The 18527-nt window shown below is 41.0% G+C and carries 14 protein-coding genes and 1 pseudogene; all 15 read left to right on the forward strand.

Annotation, left to right across the window (positions count from 1 at the left end; all coding sequences use genetic code 11):
* The first annotated feature begins 9 nt into the window (after positions 1-9).
* Complete coding sequence (locus H5154_RS20080) at positions 10-402, forward strand: hypothetical protein (protein ID WP_182719399.1); 393 nt, start codon at positions 10-12, stop codon at positions 400-402.
* On the forward strand, positions 383-886 hold the full coding sequence (locus tag H5154_RS20085) for a hypothetical protein (protein WP_182719400.1): 504 nt from the start codon (positions 383-385) through the stop codon (positions 884-886). The genes H5154_RS20080 and H5154_RS20085 overlap by 20 nt, the downstream gene beginning before the upstream one ends.
* 145 nt (positions 887-1031) lie before the next feature.
* The gene (locus tag H5154_RS20090) at positions 1032-1517 is read left to right on the forward strand and encodes an Hcp family type VI secretion system effector (RefSeq protein ID WP_007584479.1); all 486 of its coding nucleotides are present in this window, start codon (positions 1032-1034) and stop codon (positions 1515-1517) included.
* Between the two features lie 54 nt (positions 1518-1571).
* Positions 1572-1979: a type VI secretion system baseplate subunit TssE gene (tssE, locus tag H5154_RS20095; RefSeq protein ID WP_145242485.1), complete on the forward strand. Its 408-nt coding sequence runs from the start codon at positions 1572-1574 to the stop codon at positions 1977-1979.
* Between the two features lie 24 nt (positions 1980-2003).
* Positions 2004-3722 carry a type VI secretion system baseplate subunit TssF gene (gene tssF, locus H5154_RS20100; protein ID WP_145242483.1) on the forward strand — a complete coding sequence of 573 codons (1719 nt, stop codon included), beginning with the start codon at positions 2004-2006 and terminating at the stop codon, positions 3720-3722.
* Positions 3719-4702 (forward strand): type VI secretion system baseplate subunit TssG, encoded by a 984-nt coding sequence (gene tssG, locus H5154_RS20105; protein ID WP_220491355.1) that lies wholly within the window; start codon positions 3719-3721, stop codon positions 4700-4702. The genes tssF and tssG overlap by 4 nt, the downstream gene beginning before the upstream one ends.
* Before the next feature lie 27 nt (positions 4703-4729).
* Positions 4730-7468 (forward strand): type VI secretion system ATPase TssH, encoded by a 2739-nt coding sequence (tssH, locus tag H5154_RS20110; RefSeq protein ID WP_182719401.1) that lies wholly within the window; start codon positions 4730-4732, stop codon positions 7466-7468.
* 34 nt (positions 7469-7502) lie between these two features.
* Positions 7503-9524: a type VI secretion system Vgr family protein gene (locus H5154_RS20115; protein ID WP_182719407.1), complete on the forward strand. Its 2022-nt coding sequence runs from the start codon at positions 7503-7505 to the stop codon at positions 9522-9524.
* A 17-nt stretch (positions 9525-9541) separates the two neighbouring features.
* Positions 9542-9958 carry a hypothetical protein gene (locus H5154_RS20120; protein WP_182719402.1) on the forward strand — a complete coding sequence of 139 codons (417 nt, stop codon included), beginning with the start codon at positions 9542-9544 and terminating at the stop codon, positions 9956-9958.
* Between the two features lie 4 nt (positions 9959-9962).
* Entirely contained in the window at positions 9963-11132 is a 1170-nt protein-coding gene (locus H5154_RS20125; protein ID WP_145242475.1) for a hypothetical protein, read from the forward strand.
* Complete coding sequence (locus tag H5154_RS20130; RefSeq protein ID WP_182719403.1) at positions 11122-12156, forward strand: DUF2169 domain-containing protein; 1035 nt, start codon at positions 11122-11124, stop codon at positions 12154-12156. Before H5154_RS20125 ends, H5154_RS20130 begins: the two co-directional genes overlap by 11 nt.
* Before the next feature lies 1 nt (position 12157).
* Positions 12158-13063 (forward strand): hypothetical protein, encoded by a 906-nt coding sequence (locus H5154_RS20135; RefSeq protein ID WP_145242471.1) that lies wholly within the window; start codon positions 12158-12160, stop codon positions 13061-13063.
* Complete coding sequence (locus tag H5154_RS20140) at positions 13063-14088, forward strand: DUF4150 domain-containing protein (RefSeq protein WP_182719404.1); 1026 nt, start codon at positions 13063-13065, stop codon at positions 14086-14088. The genes H5154_RS20135 and H5154_RS20140 overlap by 1 nt, the downstream gene beginning before the upstream one ends.
* Positions 14085-17933 (forward strand): hypothetical protein, encoded by a 3849-nt coding sequence (locus H5154_RS20145; RefSeq protein ID WP_182719405.1) that lies wholly within the window; start codon positions 14085-14087, stop codon positions 17931-17933. The genes H5154_RS20140 and H5154_RS20145 overlap by 4 nt, the downstream gene beginning before the upstream one ends.
* A 4-nt stretch (positions 17934-17937) precedes the next feature.
* A pseudogene (locus H5154_RS20150) lies at positions 17938-18527 on the forward strand (hypothetical protein); the annotation flags it as partial.

Genomic DNA, 18527 nt, shown 5'->3' on the forward strand with positions numbered 1-18527 from the left:
AAAATGTAGATGGAAAAAATTGCCCCAAGTTGGTTGCATCCAACTTGGGGCATTAAAAGGAGTTTACAAATGAAGTGTCCAAATATTAGTGGATTGGAGTTTTCTAAAAAAAATCTAGAGTATTTAGATAAAGCTAGAGAGCTCACTAAACATACTGATCAACTTACAAAAGCGCTGAGCTTCGGTAGTCTAGCTGCAATTTTTGTAGGTAATGGGGCCTTGGTTGCACAATTTAATATATCTAATACAGATTTTGCCCTGATGGCTGAATCGTTATCCTCGGTGTCAAAAATTAAAAGATATGAATTACAAAAAATTTCATATAGTGCGTATAGAAATAGTAGTTCATATAAAGAGCGAGAATTTTGGAAGGCGATGATAAATGGTTGTAAAAATGATTAAAATGGTCTGTTTACTCAGTTTGCTTTTGGCTTGTATAGCCAACGCAATAGCCAGTGATAATAAAGTGTTTTTTGCAAAGCAAAAGCTACAGGTAGCAACAATCGCATTTGAAAAGCAGATGGATAAATGTTTTTCAAATGCGAAGAAAATAAGCAGCACTGAATTACAAATCGATGGTATTAGCTTAGAAATGACAAAGACTGCTATTGATTATATGCATTATTCTGCGCTGAGTGCTTGTATGAAAATTCAGTACGAAAGCTATTTAAAAGCAGCTTATTTTTACAAAGCAGTTACGCCGAGCAAGGTGAAGAACGATATTGATAGTTTTGTTTCAAGTACTTGGGTATCTGAATTAGACGCAGAGTATAAGTTTAAGCAATTACCTAAAAGTGTACAGCAACATTTCGAAAAGTTAGCTGTTTTGCAAACTCCATTTGACGCGATGTCGCTAATACTAGAGTTAGATAATCCGTCTTTGTAAAAAATTGCCCCAAGTTGGTTGCATCCAACTTGGGACATGTTCCCCAGTGGCATGAAGCAGAGGGCTTTTTGGGGGGCATAAACATGGTTGTTTATGCCAATGCCAACTAACAGGAAACACTTCATTCTAAAAGGAGAATAATGAAATGGCAATTCCAGCGTATATGTGGTTAAAGGATGACCAAGGTAATGACATCAAAGGTTCTGTAACTGTTGCAGAGCGTGAAGGTTCAATTGAGATCCTACACTTTGATCATGAACTTCGCATTCCTACAGATAACGACACGGGTGAACTTACAGGTACACGTAAGCATGAACCGTTTGTAATTACTAAAGCGGTAGATGCAGCTACACCGTATCTGTATAAAGCGTGCTCGAACGGTCAAACACTTAAGCAACTTGAGCTTAAATGGTACCGTATCGATGACACAGGGACTGAGCGTGAGTATTTCTGCCACAAGTTGGAAGATGTAAAAATTACGTCAATCTCACCAACAATGCACAACGTAAAAGACTTAGACAAGGAGCGTTATCCGCACCTTGAAACAGTATGTTTACGTTATAAGCGCATTACTTGGACATACCTTGATGGCAACATCGAGTTCTCTGACTCTTGGACTGAAGGTCGATAAGTCGGAATTTTTAAAGGATATGCGCAAGCATATCCTTTTATCAGAGGTAAGTTCATGGCGTTATTCGATTTTTTAACTCAACCTGTCATTCGTAATGGACATCAAGGTTTTCAGACTGATGAGCAAAATAGTGTCTGTAACCATCTTAATGAGCTGCTTAATGCTCGCCGTGGGGTGTTAAAGCATTTGGCTGATTATGGTTTGCCCGATGTTGAAGATATTTACGAAGGTTTGCCTTATTCGCAACATACTTTGGCGTTTGAGGTTAAAAAATTGATTGAGAAATATGAGCCAAGAGTGCGTTATGCCAATGTTATTCCAATGGAAATACGTGAAGAAAATTGCGTGATCCGACTGGATATTCAAGCATTTCTAACCAGTGGCCAATGTATTAAGTTAAACACGCGGTTTGAATCAGGCGGTAAGGCTGATGTAATGCAGCACGCTAAAAATGGTGATTAATATTTCAATGAAAAGGATATTTTAATGCAGCAATATTTTGATGCTCAAATGCGTTTATTAACGCAGGCCGGTAAACAGTTTGCACAACATTATCCTGAGCATGCGGGCATGTTAAATATTGATGCCTTAAAAGATCGCGACCCGCATATCGAGCGTTTACTCGAAGGTATGGCGTATTTAACTGCGCACACACAAAAACGCTTGGATGAATCAGTACCAGAAGTGTCAGAGCAAGTGCTGCGTCAATTATGTCCTATTCTGCTTAGTTATTACCCTTCGAGTACGGTAGTGAAATTTAGCCCTAAGCTGGCAATGCAAAAGACTCACATGATTGAAAAGGGTCTCACATTAAAAGCAGATACCGCTGTTGTTGATCATAAAAATATTACTTTTACCACCACGCATAATCTAACAGTAGCACCATTCGATGTTGAGCATGTGCGCTACCAAGAATCACATTTAGGTGCAGAGCTGCGCATTGGTTTACGTTTTGTATGCCAAGGTGAGCGTAAAAATTATGACTTATCAAACTTGCAGTTTTATTTACGCGGCGATACCCCGTTATGTAGCTCTTTATTTAAGCTGCTGCAAACGGCAGAGAAACATGCTGAACTTGATTTTGGCCCTGCGCATTTTGAGCATAATAAAAAGCTTAAAGTAAAAGGTTGCAGTGCCAGTTATTTAAATATTGATGGGGCTCTTTTACCGAGTGCTGAGCAAAGCCATCCAGGCTATGCATTATTATTAGATTACTTTAATGCCAAAGATCGTTTTTACTTTTTAACTTTTACAGGTTTGCAAGACGTTGAGTTTGCAGATCATATAGACCGCTTTGAAATAGTTTTTCGTGGCTCAAGTAAATTACCACCCGGACACCAATTATCCCGTGAAAACCTACTTATAAACTGCGTGCCTGCAATTAATTTATTTTCCCAAGCGGCAGAGCCAATCAGAATCGAACCCAATCGTACCGACTATATGATCACAGCAGATCAAAATCGTACCGATCATATTTTCAGTTACACCGTCGATTCGGTAATGGGGCGCAACTCGCTCAGTGGTAAAACCTATGATTATACACCTCGTTATCAAAGTGTATTTGAAGATGAGAAAAAGCTATTTACCGTATTAACTAAAGATGTAGGTGCAGCTGCGCCAACTCATTACTTACAGTTGCCTTTCAATCTAAATGATGAAAAAGAAACACTATCTGTTGATTTAACTGCTTTTAATGCAGGCTGGCCTCGGCAACTACTGCAAGAAGGTGATTTAAATATTGGCGGGCGCGATATGCCAAGTATTGCCGAGGTTGAGAATGTTATTAGGCCTACTAATTATTTACCGTGCCCAGATCAACCAAAACATTGGCAGCTGATCAGCTTACTTAATGTTAAGTTTTCCCAAATAACTCAAGTAACCGAGCTTAAACGTTTATTAGTGCTATTTGATTGGTCGCAAAAAGCTGAGAATCGCTTGCGTATTGAGAGCATTCAAAAAATAACGGCTACTCCGATCAGCCAAATAAAGCGTGGAATTTTTATTAAAGGCGTAGATGTATTAATTGATATCGATGAAAGTAAGTTTGTGTGCGATGCCGATCTTTATCATTTTTGTAATATGTTGCACCAATTCTTTTTAATGTACGCACCAATTAATGAAAGTGTGCAGACTCGCGTTAATGCTATTCCTAGCTATAAAACCTGGTGTTGGGATATTGAGCCGGGCAAGAGTTATCAATTATGAGTGTGCATGAACCAGCCATAAAGCATCCCGTTTGGGCTAAATTGCCCAAACCGATTGAGCAATTAATTGCTAAGCCTTGGCAGTTTAATTTATTTAAAGCGATGAGCTTAATTGAAAAGCATTGGGCAACGCCTCACGAACTTGACAAAGGCATTAGTGAGCGGGTGATGTTTAAGCCCTATAAAGAGCTTGGCTTTCCAGCAACCGATGTACGTGCGTGTAGCTTAGATAACCAAGGACGCGGGCGACTCAGTTTATCAACGTCATTCTTGGGTTTGTATGGTGTTGATGCGCCGATGCCACATTACCTGTTAGAGCAAGCAGCAAGTGATGACGAAAGTGGTGACAGGGTTCGGCAATTTTTAGATATGTTTAATCATATTTTATATTGCCAACTTTTTCAGGCGTGGAAAAAGTCACAAATCAATGTTGCAGGACGTGGTGCAGATCAATTTGATCATTTAATAGAAGCCATTTTATCTACAAAAACAGATCAAAAAGTACAATGCGGCATTGCTAGCTTAAAACAAACCAGTGCAGCAGGCTTAACTCAACTACTTAAACATACACTTGCAGTGAAAGAGCTGCACGTTGACGATACCCGCGCTAATTGGCAAACAATTGATGCCCCAAGTACATTTGGTGATGATGCCCAAATGGTACTTGGTGGTTCTGCGGTATTAGGTAGCAAAGTATTAGTAAGTGGCAGTATTTTAACAATTGCCATCGGCCCTGTAGACAGTGAAACTGCCATTAGTTTGAACCCTTTGCATGAGCAAGGTAAAAAAATGGCGGCGTTATTAAGCACTCACTTACCAAATAATGTGCAGTGGTTATGCCAAATCAAAGTGGCTAACGAAGCTGTAGAGCAACAGGCAATCGGTGTGTCACCGTTAATACTTGGACACAACAGTTATTTAGGTAGTGCTGCGGCAAACACAACCGTACACAGCTATACCCATCTTCAATATCAACATTAGTAAGAAACCAGATTTAAGGACAAAACAATGGATGCAAAAGGCATTAAACAACTTATCGACAAGCTAAATGGCCATACCGCGACCGCGCTTGAGTCTGCTGCAGGGTTTGCTAGCAGTCGTAGTCATTTTGAAGTGCTGCCTGAACACTTACTAATTAAGTTGATGGAAGAGGGCAGTAGTGGCGATTTAGAACAAATATTTCACTTTTTTAATATTAATCAAGATGCGGTATGGCATGAGTTGCTTGACTTTTTAAATCGCCAACCTGCGGGTAACCAAAGTAAGCCGGTGTTTTCTCGTCGTTTATATGAATGGTTAGAACGCGCATGGTTGAGCGCTAATGTGCAGCATAAAAGTGATTGGATCAACGGTGCTGCATTGCTTGATGCACTCACGGAGCTATTACCTTATAGCCCTGTGCTTCAATTACCAGCGTTGCTAGATAAAATTGACTCACGCTTTTTAGCCGAAAACCTCGATAAAATTTGTCAAAACTCAAGCGAGCGTTTAAACCCACAGGCAAAAACAGCTCAGCAAACGCAAAATAATGGCCAAAGTGAAGGTGGCGGCGCGCTTGATGAATATTGTGAAGATTTAACCGAAAAAGCTAAGCAAGGAAAAATTGATCCTGTACTCGGGCGAAACGACGAGATACGCATGATGGTGGATGTGTTATGTCGTCGTCGTAAAAACAACCCGATTTTAGTGGGTGATCCGGGAGTCGGTAAAACCGCCGTAGTAGAAGGTTTTGCACAGCGTATTATTGATGGTCAAGTACCTGATGAATTAAAAGGTGTGCGTTTATTAGTCTTAGACATGGGCTTATTACAAGCTGGCGCAGGTGTTAAAGGCGAGTTTGAGCGCCGTTTAAAAACAGTAATTGACGAAGTTAAAAACTCAACCACGCCGATCATTATGTTTATTGATGAAGCACACACCTTAATTGGTGCGGGTGGCGATGCCGGTATGAGCGATGCGGCTAATTTATTAAAACCCGCTCTTGCCAGAGGTGAATTACGCACAGTGGCAGCAACCACCTGGAGTGAGTATAAAAAGTACTTTGAGCGTGATGCCGCATTAGAGCGTCGTTTTCAACTGATCAAAGTCGATGAGCCAACGGAGCAAGCTGCGCAACTTATGCTAGCGGGTTTAAAAGATAAATATCAGCAACATCATAATATCCAAATTACCGATGATGCCATTGAAGCGGCTGTTGTATTGTCAGCTCGTTATATAACAGGCCGCCAATTGCCAGATAAAGCAATTGACGTACTTGATACAGCAGCAGCTCGCGTCAGAATGTCGTTTGCAACTGATCCTGCGGCAATTGAATCTGAGCGAGAGCATATAAATTATTTACAAACTCGGATTGCCAGTATTGCCAGTGAAAGCGAGCAAGGTTTAGCTGTCGATATGGATAAGTTATTGTACTTACAGCAAGAGTTAAATACTGCACAAGATAAACTTGCTGCATTAACCAGTGCTCGTGAGTCACAAATTGCCACTTTAAGCCAGATCAACGAGTTTAAACAAGCAACCAATGCAAGCGAACAAGACAGTGCTGCACTACTTAGCTTGCGCCAAACTTTAAAAGAGCAAAACAGTCAAGATAATGGCTTATTTAGCGAAGTAGATGCTGATGCAGTGGCACAAATAATTTCTCAGTGGACCGGTGTACCTGTTGGTGCCATGGTTAAAGATCAGATCAGTAACCTCATTAATTTAGAAACGGCAATTGGTCAAGAAGTGATCGGGCAGCAAGCGGGTATGGCAAAAATTGCGCAAGCATTACGTGTCAGCAAAGCGGGGATCAGTAATGAACAAGGACCGTTAGGGGTCTTTTTACTTGCCGGACCCTCCGGTGTTGGTAAAACTGAAACAGCCCGCTGTTTAGCTAAGCAATTGTTTGGTGGCGAGAAGTTCTTAACCACTATCAATATGAGTGAATATCAAGAGTCGCATACAGTATCGCAGCTTAAAGGTTCACCTCCTGGTTATGTAGGTTACGGTGAAGGCGGTGTATTAACTGAAGCGGTAAGACAGCGCCCATACTCAGTAATTTTGCTTGATGAAGTAGAAAAAGCGCATAAAGATGTGCTTAACATGTTTTATCAAGTATTTGAACGCGGCAATATGCGTGATGGTGAAGGCCGTGAAATTGACTTCAAAAACACCGTGATCATCATGACGTCTAACTTAGGTTCAGCAGAGCTAATTGATGCATGCACACCACCAACAGTGATCGATTTGAGTCCAGAGCAAGACGATGATGTAGAACAACCGACTGAGCAGCAGCAAGCCATTAATGACGCACTCAATCCAACGGATGCACCGATTAATGAAGATGGTAGCCCATGGCAAGTGCCGTCAATTGGTGCGTTAAGTGAATTAATTAAGCCACAGTTACTACAATTCTTCGCACCAGCTTTACTTGCACGCATGCAAGTAGTGCCTTATTTAGCGCTTGATCAAGATGCACTGCAAGCAATTGTTAGTTTAAAACTAGAAGCGATTGCTAAGCGTCTTGCTACAAATCATAAAATGCAACTGCGTGTTGATGCAAGTGTATTGAGTAAGTTAACTCAGCAATGCCAGCTTTCAGACAGCGGTGCTCGGATGGTAAATGCAGTCATTGAAAGACAAATTTTACCGGGAATTGCTAAATCTATTTTGGAATATATGGCGCAAGAAGATATGCCAGATATTTTAACGTTAACGGTTGATGAGCAAGACGAAATCACCGCAATATTTGCCGATAACGCCTAATTTAATAGATAAAAAAGGATTGAAAATGGGACTCATGGACATCTTTAGTGAACATAAAGCGAATACCAGTCATTTTAGCGTAAGTATACAAGGCTTACCTGATGGCATGGTGCAGGTAACTGACTTCACATCAATTAATGATAGCTTATGTGAAGACTATGAATTTAATATTCAAGTATTGAGTCAGGAACATTTAACTGCGCAAACGTTGCTAGGTAAAGATGCCAGTTTGAGTTTGGTGTGGTCTATGACAGATCGGACTATCTCAGGTTTACTAAGTCGTTTTGTAGCCCATGGTAAAAGTCACCAAGGTTATCATTACACGTTAGTGTTGAGTTCTTATTTAACTTTACTTAAGCATCAACATTCCAATCGTGTTTTTACAGCGATGGATCCCGCTGCCATTATTAAAAGTGTGTTTAATAAAGCGGGCTTCCCAATGCAAAAATTTAGCATGCAAGCCAGCGGCCCTAGCCTCGATATGACAGTGCAATATAACGAAACTGATTATGAATTTGTTACGCGTTTAATGCGTAAACATGGCTTTGTTTATAGTTTTGTTGAGCAAACTGACGCGGATTGCACTTTTAAAGTATGCAATAGCAGCAAAGATATTGCGGCTCTGTTTGATGAAGTAAACTTAAGTTATGTGCCACCATCTGGGCAAGTACGTACTAGCGAAACAATCTTCGCAATTAGTCGCCAAGCCCAACTTCAGCCGCAAAGTATTGCGTTAAACGATTATAACTACCGCGCACCAGGTAATTTACAGGTATCGGCGCAAAATAGCGCTTCGCAACCAGGATTTGGTGAAGACAGTCATTATGGTAATAACTATGCAACTTCTGGCGAGGGCAATACGCTTGCTAAAACGCGTCAGCAAGCGTTTGATTGTCAACGAGAGCAATTGATTATCGACAGTGATTGCAGGGCGCTTAGACCAGGAATGATTTTAACTATTTATGATCATCCAGATCATAATGGCCAATATTTGGTTGTGCGTGTTGATCATAAGGGTAGCCAGCAAGCAGGTGTGGAATATGGCGCTAACGTAAAAGGCTTAACTTATAAAAATCAGGCGTACTTGGTCCCATCGGATCAACAGTTTAAAGCACAGTTACTTCCAGAAAGACGTGTATTTGCAACTTTTAACGCACTAGTAGAGCAAGAAATTGATGATGATGGTAATTACGTAGTAAAACTGCCATTTAATCAAGATGGTGAAGGCCAACAAAGCCGCCCAACACGCTTAATGCAACCTTATGGTGGCAGTGGTCATGGCATGCACTTTCCGCTTACACAAGGTACTGAGGTATTAGTTTGTGGCGAAAATGGCGATTTAGACAGACCCATTATTTTAGGTGCGTTATACAACCAAAATGCACCTAACCCAGTTACCAGCCAAAATCCGACCGAGAATAAGCTCGTTACTAAAGCTGGCCACAGTTTAATAATGGATGATAAAAAAGGCGAAGAAAAAATTAGCCTTGCTAATAAAAATAATAAAAACCAACTATTACTCGATGCCACCAATGGCGCACATCAAGCAACGCTTAAGTCTGTAGATGGCGATGTAAAAATATCAGCGAAAGAAAATCTGCAATTTGTTGCTGAAAACGACGCCACCTTTACGGTTGCCAATGACTTTACTACGCGGGTAGAGAATAACTTGCAAATGCAAACCCGCGAAGGGGATATCACAGTAACATCGGCGGCAGATTTAACCCTCAAAGCCACCTCAAACACACGTATTGAAGCAACCGATGGCAGCTTAGAGCTTAAAGCGGATCAAGAGCTTAAATTACAAGGTGAACAAGATGTTAGCGCATATTCGGTTGACGGCAATTTAGAACTGCAAGCCCCCAATGGCGATATAGAAATTAGTAGTGGCGCAAATATTACCATTAAAGCGGATGGTCAAGGATCACTGCAATTGAGTCAAGGCGGTGCGAGTATTGAAATTGATGCCGGTGGTAACTTAACCATTGATGCGACAAGTATTACTTTATCGGCCAGTAATATCGCCGTGAAAGGCAGTGCAATTAGTAATAACTAGTTGAAAAGGAGTTTATTATGAGCGCTCAGATCCAAAGTATATTCAATCACGATCAACATTTAGCGTGTGTGAGTCGTGTCGACAGTTTTGGCCGTGTAAAAGCGGTATTAATTAATAATGTTGAACATCAAGTTATTGCGCAAGGCGCACATGTCAGCATCGCAGAAGTAGGGGCTAATGTATTACTTGTACATAGCGCACAAGGCTTTATTGTAACGGCGCTCTTAGCGCAAGCGGATCAAGCACCTGCCGCGCAAATTAATAATTCGCAAGGGCATATCGTTATTGAAGCCCAGCAAAGTGTTAGCCTACAAACGGCCAAGGGTAGTGTTGAGGTATATGCAGACGGCACTATCGTGCTTGAAGGGCAAGATATTACAGCAAACAGCGAGCAAGACCTTACCTTGGCTGGCTGGCCAATTAGGCTTAATTAGCACTATGTTCGCACCTGTATATAAAGTAAAACTTCATAATCAGCGCCTCACCACCTTGTTAAAGCACCGGCAAAAGCTGTTGCAGCAAGGGGCGTTTTCGTTGGCACGTTTTAGCGTGATCGACACGCAAATGCTCAATCATTTATATACCCTAAGTGAGTTGGCAGGCGAAGCGCCAACGGATTATTTTTCAGCGCAAAACTTAACCCAAGTAAGCGAGTTAACATGGCAGGCTTTGTGTGAACTTGCGCAGCAAAATAGCGAACATAGTGAAGTATATCGTTTAATAGCGGCTGATTTATTCATTACTGCTATTGATGACTTTACTGCCTACTTTCATAGCTTAAGAGGCAGTGAGCAATTAGCGCAGTGTGAATTACTTCAACATAATTTAAAGCATTGGCAGCTTAACGATTTAAAAGCGCTACGCACCAGTGTACTTGAGGGTAAAGAAAAACCCCAAAACGTGGTTAAAACCTTATTATTTTCACAACCTCTTACAACCAGTGAATTACTCGCAGCGGTATTACACAAAGATTTTGAGATTGCCTTTGCTGCGTTAGTAAATAGTTATTGTGCTGGGCATGACGATGTAAGCGATAAGCTATTTAAAGTGTTTGCAAAAACCGCAGATGAACAGCAAAAAGCACAATTACTCGCTTTAGCGGGTTTACTTAATGACACGCGTTGGTACGAACCCTGTGCATTATTTTGCAAAGCAAACCCAGAGCATTGCTCGTTTGTATTAAGTCATTTTGTTTATAAACAAGCGCTGCCATTAGTGATGGATTTAATGACCATCGCAGTAACACAACCAAGTGCTTATGCAGCGTGGCTCACATTAACAGATAGGCCGCTTGCCAAAGCTGAAAAAATGTCAGTCGTCAGTGATAACAATGCAGTAAAACCGCAAAGCGGCATTAACCTTGATGATGCCGAGCACGTAAGGCAAGCGTTTGCAATGCAAGCAGGTGAGCAACTTTTAATGGGCATTAGTTTTACCAAAGCCAATAGCGCACAAAAACTCGCTAAATTAGCAGGCTCTTTAGTACAACGTGTTATTGCCCCACATTTTGATTTAACAAGTGCATGTGGTTTATTTCATGTCCAGCAAAGTGCATCGCAGTGGCAATTACTGTTAAGTGAAAAAGTGGAGAACGTTCATGCTTCATAATCTTTCTCCTTGGCAAGCCAGTACGTTTAGCGGCTGGTTAGAAGACAGTACTGAAGGTCAAGTGGTGGTGGTAAAACAAAGCTTTGAGTTTGATGAGCAAGGCAACGTTACAGCCATTGAACCCGGTCCTGAGATTGTTATTGCTGATGATTACCAAGGCGATCCTAACAGCTCACCGATTTGTGAAGTAAACGAGCAGGTGGCTTTTAAGTATGGCTTTGAAGTATATGGTAATTGCACTGCTTATCCGCCAAAAGGAAAAGACGCGCGCGTTATTGAGGTTGAGCTGGGTCTTGATTCGCCTTCGCAACCTTTGTTTAAAAAGCGTTTACGTGTAACCGGAGCGCGTTATTGGCGACGTTCGTTGCTTGGACCAGTAGCTACAGATCCAGATATTATTACCCCAGTGGCACTCAATTATATGCAGGCTTTTGGTGGCAAAGAGCTAAATAACGAGAGCAACACGTTCTTAGAAAACCCAATCGGCCGTGGTTTTAAACTTAAAAATAAGCACGCGGTTGGCCAGCAGTTACCCAGTGTTGAATACGCTAACTCATTACTTAGAAAACCTAGCCACAGCACACCGGTCGCAAGCTTTTCGGCCATACCAAGCCATTGGTCGCCACGAGTTGAACGCTTACCAGAAATAGACGAAACAGCACTTATGGCGGGAGAGTACCCGTTTAAAACAACACAGCCAAAAGATTTATACAACACAGCGCCCATTGATCAGCAAGTTGCAGCCGAGTTTGGCAAAGGCTGGGCGTTTCAGTTAACAGGGCTTTATCCATTACAACAATACGGACAACAACAACGTATAGAACTGCCGTACCAAAAACCTATTGTGGAAGTGGTAAATACACTAGCCCGCGAGCGGCTAACCATGCGCTGCGACACCTTAGTAATTGATTCCGACGCCCAGTGTTTTTCTCTGCTTTGGCGCGGTCATATTAGTCTTGAAAAAGTAGGCGCAAATAGTCAAATACTCGTTGCCTCAGAACAAAATAGCGGTAAAGAAAATTAATATGAAACAACTTACTTTTGACAGTCTTTATCATATTAATGCTGCCGGCTGTACATCAAGCAGCTTGTATACTGCAGTGGCTAATAAAATGCTTTTTTCTAAACCAAGTAAGGCATTAATTCGATGTGATATTAGTTTAGATGCGCCGTATATTTTTGTTGAAATAGACGAACTTGCGCAACTCGATAGAGTCACGCGCTGTTTATTAATGCTCTCGCACCTACTTGAGCAAGTTGATATAGCCACGTTAAGGCAAACAAACCGCATTAGCCAAATTGTATTTTTACTGCCCGTTGATGAAATTGAACAGCCACTGATAAGCGATGAAACACTCGCTGAGCTACTCCAAGAGTGTATTGCAGAACAAATACCCGCCTATTCACAGATGCCAACATGTGACTTAACCACCATAAACAACGACACCTTAGTAATCGCTGTGGATTCATGTAATAGCTATCAATATGTGAGTGAACAAGCTAAACGCTGCACCGTGCAAGTATTAAACGGCCCACCGGGCGTTATATATGGCGAAGGTGGATATGCACTGTTAATACACCCGCAAGGCAAGCTTACCGCGCAATTATATGACGGCCAAATGACGGCTCAATTAGCACAGGCCAATTGCACCAGCCAAGACCGTTATTTATTTGTGGGCGAACAATCACTTACTTGGCAAAAAAAATGGTTTGCTTACACACAAAAATTGTACAAAAAAAGCCAGCCGCTCATTGAGTGTGCAGAGTTAGCAACGACGATAGGCCATCAAGGTAATGCAAACTCATTAGCGGCACTTACACTAGCACAAAGCTATTTATGCAACCCGCTTACGCGCTCACTTGAGCAGGTATTTGCTATTTTTAATGCACCTAATGAGCAGCTAGTCAAAATTTCAAGGAGTGAAAAATAATGCCTTATATTAACGCCGCAGCAGGCAAACAAACAGGCAGCGTACAATATGATATTGATGCGCTGAGCGCTGATGTGCGCACCGGTGGCTCAGTAACATGGCGACATAACAACTCAACATTGCTAGGGCTTAACAATAGCGCCCGCAGTAATGGTGCGCTAGGTAAAGCTAACGGTATCGCTATTTTTGAAGATAAAGCCAGTGGTGACGCCGCCTTTTTAGCTGAGATTGCCAGGCCAAAATACCGCGAGAAAACCCTCGGTGAAATGGTAAATATTTTTATACCTGATTATATTATTCCACCGCCACAATGGGATAGCCAAAAAAACGAACCTAGGCTGCCATGGAATGAACCGCAAACTAATATGGATGTAAATAAACCCGTTAGTAACGCGCAAGCATTCTTAGATTTAGTATCAACGCATTTAGGTTGGCAAGCCGGTAACCAAGAGCAGCTTATTAAAGATACAGCTTCACAAGCACCACAAGTACAAGCTGTATCGGGGCAAAATGTGCTGATAAATGGTCGCACCGCTGTACATCAAGATAGTGGCGGTAAACTTATGACGGTGGATGTCTGCTTAACCACAATTGGGACTAGCGTTGTACCAATTCCATACGCAAATAAAGCGCAATCAAGTGACGTTACAGATGTTGCCAGCTCAGTAAAAGTCAATGGCAATGGCGCCGCTAATATAAATAGCACTTTTTCACAAAGCTCAGGTGACTCCCCTGGTGATAAAAAAGGCGTCGCGAGTAAGAAAAACGACGGTGAAGCTGAATTTATCATGGGCTCGTTTAATGTATTAATTGAAGGTAAACCCGCTGTACGCCAAGGTGACCCGATGATCTCCAATTCTAAAAACACCCCACCTGCGCCACTTATGCAATCAGGCGGCCCCGCACCAAGAGGGTTGAGCGTGCAAGTGAGGGATAGTTTGGCAGATAGACAAGGTGACAAACAAATAGTTATTAAAATATCAGGATCTGAAAAGTTAGATGAAGATGGAGTGTCAATCGTATGAGTGATGTTTGTAGCCCAGATCAAGTTTTAACTAAAGCCGCGCATCGAGAGCTTGTATTTGAAGGGATTGGTTCGGATGAAGAGAATTTATCACTTATTATTCGCGATGACAAAAATCCGAACGAAACAGACAAAGTCTATAAAATCCCTCTTTATCAAGCAAGAGCACAGCAAACAGGATCGAATGTTGCTGATATAGAATTAGTTTGTACCTACCCAATGATTTACGATACAAAAGATGAAAGCGATGATTATATTTCTAACTTATCTGCTGGGTATGTATATGTTTATGTAGATGGTTATCTATGGCGTGAACTTCAGGTTATTGTAGAAGAATGTGGTGTGGTTAAATTTAGAGATGTTAATTTAGCTTACCAGAAAGGTTTTTTACCATGGAAAAAAAATAAAAATAAAGCGTACGCAAAACAAGGAAGGCGAGACGCAACAGGGCAAGCGCTTAGCTCTATCATTGTCCCCAATAAGATTAAAGGTGCACAGTGTTCTGTTGAAATGGCATTCTCAGAAGTGCAATGGTCGTGGTCACAAATCTTAAAGTTAGGAGGAATGAATCCATCAGACCCAAGGCTAAATTATGGTGACCCATTAAGCAGTGAAGAAAGAGATTGCCCAAACAGAGGTGTTTCAACCACTGCTCGCAATAAAAGAATGCAGAGACTAGATAACTTATCTGACTTTGAAAATGGGTTCACACAGACGGGTATTATTAAAAATGGTGCGAAAATTCACCGCAAAATCCCACATATCGCAGCAGATAAATTCGCTAAAGTTATTTTAAATAATGGACTGTCTGTTGTTAGAAATTACGTTGATGCAATTTTAAAATTACAAGTTGAAATTGCCAGTACACTTTATGAGGTAAAAGGTGTAGAGCTTGGCCCCGATGGCCAAGAAGTTATTAAAGATCCCATTAAAAAAGCAAACTTTGAACTTGCTGAAAAGATGATAAACCGTTTTTATCAAATGAATGATGCCATTTTAGACGGTGATATTACCATCAAAGGTGATAAAGACGCGCAGAGACTTCAAGCTGAGCAACTCAAATTTGCAAATAAAATAAAAAATTGGCGTTCTAGCTGCTTAAATGAAACAAACTTAAAAACGTTTTTAAAATATGATCGTTTATTAGCCCTAGCGGATGAGATAAAAAGTCAGCAGCTAGTGCTTATCGAAATTTTAGAACAAGATATTAACACTGTTAAGTTTGTGCATTGTATGGAGGATTTTGCATATCATTACAACGCACATTATGCGTCGGGCTTTGATGTAATAAAAGATATTGCTTTAGTATTAAAAATTCACCCAGCGAGTCAGTTTCCAACAATCATACTCGATAAAGGGGATTGGGATAACTTAACAACATCTACAACCACCTCCTCTATTATGTTAAAACTTGTAGGTGAACACCCATCAGAGCCAGCGCATCCTATTTCTGAATTATTTTTTGGTAAGCCGAAAAAACCTGCAACGGCAACTAAGCCCGCCGGTATAGAACTAGACCCACAAGATCACAGTGATAAATTCAATCCCAAATTTAGTATTGAACGCATCCAAATGGTTGCAGAAGATAACTCCTTTAACGAAGGTGACAAGGAAGCAGTTGAACAAATCGGTAGGCGACTAGCACAAGCACTTATGGGGATGGCGACAGGGTATTTAGATTTATCACTCATCGCAAGCGCCAACCAAGGGCAAGCACAAACAGCTGCTGCATTTAATAAACAAGTCCAAAGCGAAAAGTCAGCGGGTATAGCGCAACAAGAGCAGTTAAAAAAACAAGCTGAATTACAAACAGCGCAAAAGCAGAAATTAAAAGCAAAACTGAGCCAAGCAGAGCAAGTATTAGCTAATAAAGTTAAAGGGCTAAATAAAACAGATGCAGAATATAGAAGACAACATGCTTTAGCTAAACCTGAAATTGACAAATTAAAAGCTGAACTTGGCGCGGTTGATAGCAAATTAAATAAAGCACAAAAATCATTACGCAATATAAATAATAAATTGGCTCATATTGAATTAGAGTTAGCGCAAACAGGCAGTGCTAAGTTAAGTAAAAATAAAGGTTTAATGGCAGCGCTACGAATAATAAATCAATTAGAGAATGGTCAATTTACCGTACTTGAAATGACTGCCCAAGATTACCATAACGGTAAGTTTTCAAAAGGGTTTATTCCCCTAAATGCAAGAGCAAGGGCTGAGATTGCGCAAGAATTAAGTAAAGAAATTAGGGATCTAGTGCGTGCGCAAAATCGTAGTCGTACAAACATTACCACCGCACGCGGGCCAATCAATGCCACGGTAGATGATGTTATGCATTTGCGAAACAAACTAACCCACCTACTGGACATAGCAGATAAAGCCCAAGGTGTCTTAGCGGGGGAAGGGGCATCACAACTAAAGCTTGATGTTATCGCATTAAAAGAAACGGTCGATGCAAAGCAACTAAATGTTACATCACTAAAAGATGAAATTGCGCAATTGGAAAACAATCAATTAAAGTTAGCGGATGATGTACGCACAAACCAACGTTTAAACCAAAAGCTAGCTGAACTTGCAACGGCGACTGAGCATTTAGCGAATCAAAGGTTTTTATCCAATACAAGTGTAAATAGGTTAAGTCGCGCAAATATTGGTATTTTGGGTGCAGTTGGCTTATTTGAGGTATTAAATTTAACCCGAAGTATTGAGCAGTTCGAGTTAACGGCTAAAAGCGTAAAAGTGTTTGCTGGTGGCGCACTCGATTTTACCGCTGTGGTACTGACCCTTGTTCGTGAATCCTATGTAATGAAATACGGTATGCCAACAGGTGAGCAAATGACAGCCTTAATAAGCGGTGATTTAAGTGTACCGCAAGGGGTTCGACGTGTTTATTGGTACTCAGTATCTATGTATGCCGCGAATATTGTTGCGTCAATTTACAGTGGTGCTACGAGCTTTATAGATGGCTACGATGCCATTAAACGAGGCGATAATGACGCCGCGTTTGGTTTATTAACCATTGGGGTCGGTTTTACTTTGATGACGGTGGGTGACGCCATTGCACTAAGAGGTCTCCTTTTAGGTATTAAAGTGGGCTCACGATTAGGCTGGATTGGCCTGATTATTGTGTTGGTTGGTGCTGTTATTTACTATTTATTTGTTGATGATGAAATAGAAGCCTGGATGAAAATCAGCCCGTGGGGCACAGATGCCTATGGCGATGATAACAGTAGTAGTTGGAAAACACGCCCTGATTATGCCCTACAAGATTTTGCGCAATTAACCATAGCGCCACAAGTACACAGTGATAATGTAGAAAAAGAGCAAGATATACATACTATTGCAACTGAGCGAGGTGCTATTACTACCTATGAAGATCCCACAGAAGCATATTTAATTTTAACCTGCCCAACAAACACGGCGTTTAATTTCATTGATGTTGAGCTTGACGTTAAACAAAGAGATAAAAAGAATGATGAATACCAAAATCTCGTTTTAGGTGATAGCGTTGGGCAAGGTCAAAATTGGCGACAAACATTTTGGGATAATGTGTTAGTGACTGATTTATCAAGTGGGCAAGGTGTACGGCTCGATGTAAATCAGTATAACTGCGCCGCCATATTTAAAGCGCTCAACACAACCAGAATCACGTTTAGACTACGTGTTAAAACGTATCCGAAAGGTAAAGGTGCGTCAGTGAGCACAGCCTTTGAAGATAATAAGTTTATATTACCAGTATCAAAACGCGATGAGTACGGCGAGCTTGAAATACCAAATAAATGGCTCACAACCGAAGTGAATTTATCACTATGGAATTATGCGCTAAAAGAAGAATTAGGACTTGAGTAACAATATGATAAACACCGAGCAAGTATCTGAATTACGCCCCCCTAAAAAACCAACTGACATGGGAAAGCACTACCGAAAAGTGGAAGTCAATTATGACAACTTGTTAGGAGTAAACGATATATATTCAACTGATGGTCGTTATTACGGCGTATTATTAATATCAAGTATGAGGGATATCTTCCAAACTGCTACCGTTTTTACGGCATTAGTTTTTTTTGGTGTTTCAATTTTTATGCAAATTACGACTTTATTTAAAGCTGCCAGTATGGAGCAGTTTTTAGGTGCACATTTTTTACACCCTTTGTTTATCCTAGGGCAAGTCTTGTTATTAATTATTGCTTTTGTTTATCACCGTAAAGCGAGGATCCCTCGAGGTAAATTAGTCGTGTTTGATCGAAAAACCGGCAATGTAAATTTCCCTGCGTTTGGTGGCAACCCAGAACTAGTTATACCATTTGAAGAAGTTGAAATGTATCGAGGCTCGTTAGGCTTTAGTTTGGGAAGAGGCATGCCTGTTACAAGTTTAATCCCTAAAAAATACCCTAAGCATGGTAAAAGGGATTGCCAATACATAGTCGCGTTTGCTGATAGCTA

It is taken from the genome of Pseudoalteromonas sp. SR44-5, from assembly GCF_014163675.1.
GTDB classification, from domain to species: Bacteria; Pseudomonadota; Gammaproteobacteria; order Enterobacterales; family Alteromonadaceae; genus Pseudoalteromonas; species Pseudoalteromonas rhizosphaerae.

Excerpts from the sequence above, each read along its gene's own strand:
- H5154_RS20080 (WP_182719399.1), top strand. The coding sequence starts at position 10 with ATGGAAAAAATTGCCCCAAGTTGGTTGCATCCAACTTGGGGCATTAAA.
- H5154_RS20085 (WP_182719400.1), top strand. The coding sequence starts at position 383 with ATGGTTGTAAAAATGATTAAAATGGTCTGTTTACTCAGTTTGCTTTTG.
- H5154_RS20090 (WP_007584479.1), top strand. The coding sequence starts at position 1,032 with ATGGCAATTCCAGCGTATATGTGGTTAAAGGATGACCAAGGTAATGAC.
- tssE (WP_145242485.1), top strand. The coding sequence starts at position 1,572 with ATGGCGTTATTCGATTTTTTAACTCAACCTGTCATTCGTAATGGACAT.
- tssF (WP_145242483.1), top strand. The coding sequence starts at position 2,004 with ATGCAGCAATATTTTGATGCTCAAATGCGTTTATTAACGCAGGCCGGT.
- tssG (WP_220491355.1), top strand. The coding sequence starts at position 3,719 with ATGAGTGTGCATGAACCAGCCATAAAGCATCCCGTTTGGGCTAAATTG.
- tssH (WP_182719401.1), top strand. The coding sequence starts at position 4,730 with ATGGATGCAAAAGGCATTAAACAACTTATCGACAAGCTAAATGGCCAT.
- H5154_RS20115 (WP_182719407.1), top strand. The coding sequence starts at position 7,503 with ATGGACATCTTTAGTGAACATAAAGCGAATACCAGTCATTTTAGCGTA.
- H5154_RS20120 (WP_182719402.1), top strand. The coding sequence starts at position 9,542 with ATGAGCGCTCAGATCCAAAGTATATTCAATCACGATCAACATTTAGCG.
- H5154_RS20125 (WP_145242475.1), top strand. The coding sequence starts at position 9,963 with ATGTTCGCACCTGTATATAAAGTAAAACTTCATAATCAGCGCCTCACC.
- H5154_RS20130 (WP_182719403.1), top strand. The coding sequence starts at position 11,122 with ATGCTTCATAATCTTTCTCCTTGGCAAGCCAGTACGTTTAGCGGCTGG.
- H5154_RS20135 (WP_145242471.1), top strand. The coding sequence starts at position 12,158 with ATGAAACAACTTACTTTTGACAGTCTTTATCATATTAATGCTGCCGGC.
- H5154_RS20140 (WP_182719404.1), top strand. The coding sequence starts at position 13,063 with ATGCCTTATATTAACGCCGCAGCAGGCAAACAAACAGGCAGCGTACAA.
- H5154_RS20145 (WP_182719405.1), top strand. The coding sequence starts at position 14,085 with ATGAGTGATGTTTGTAGCCCAGATCAAGTTTTAACTAAAGCCGCGCAT.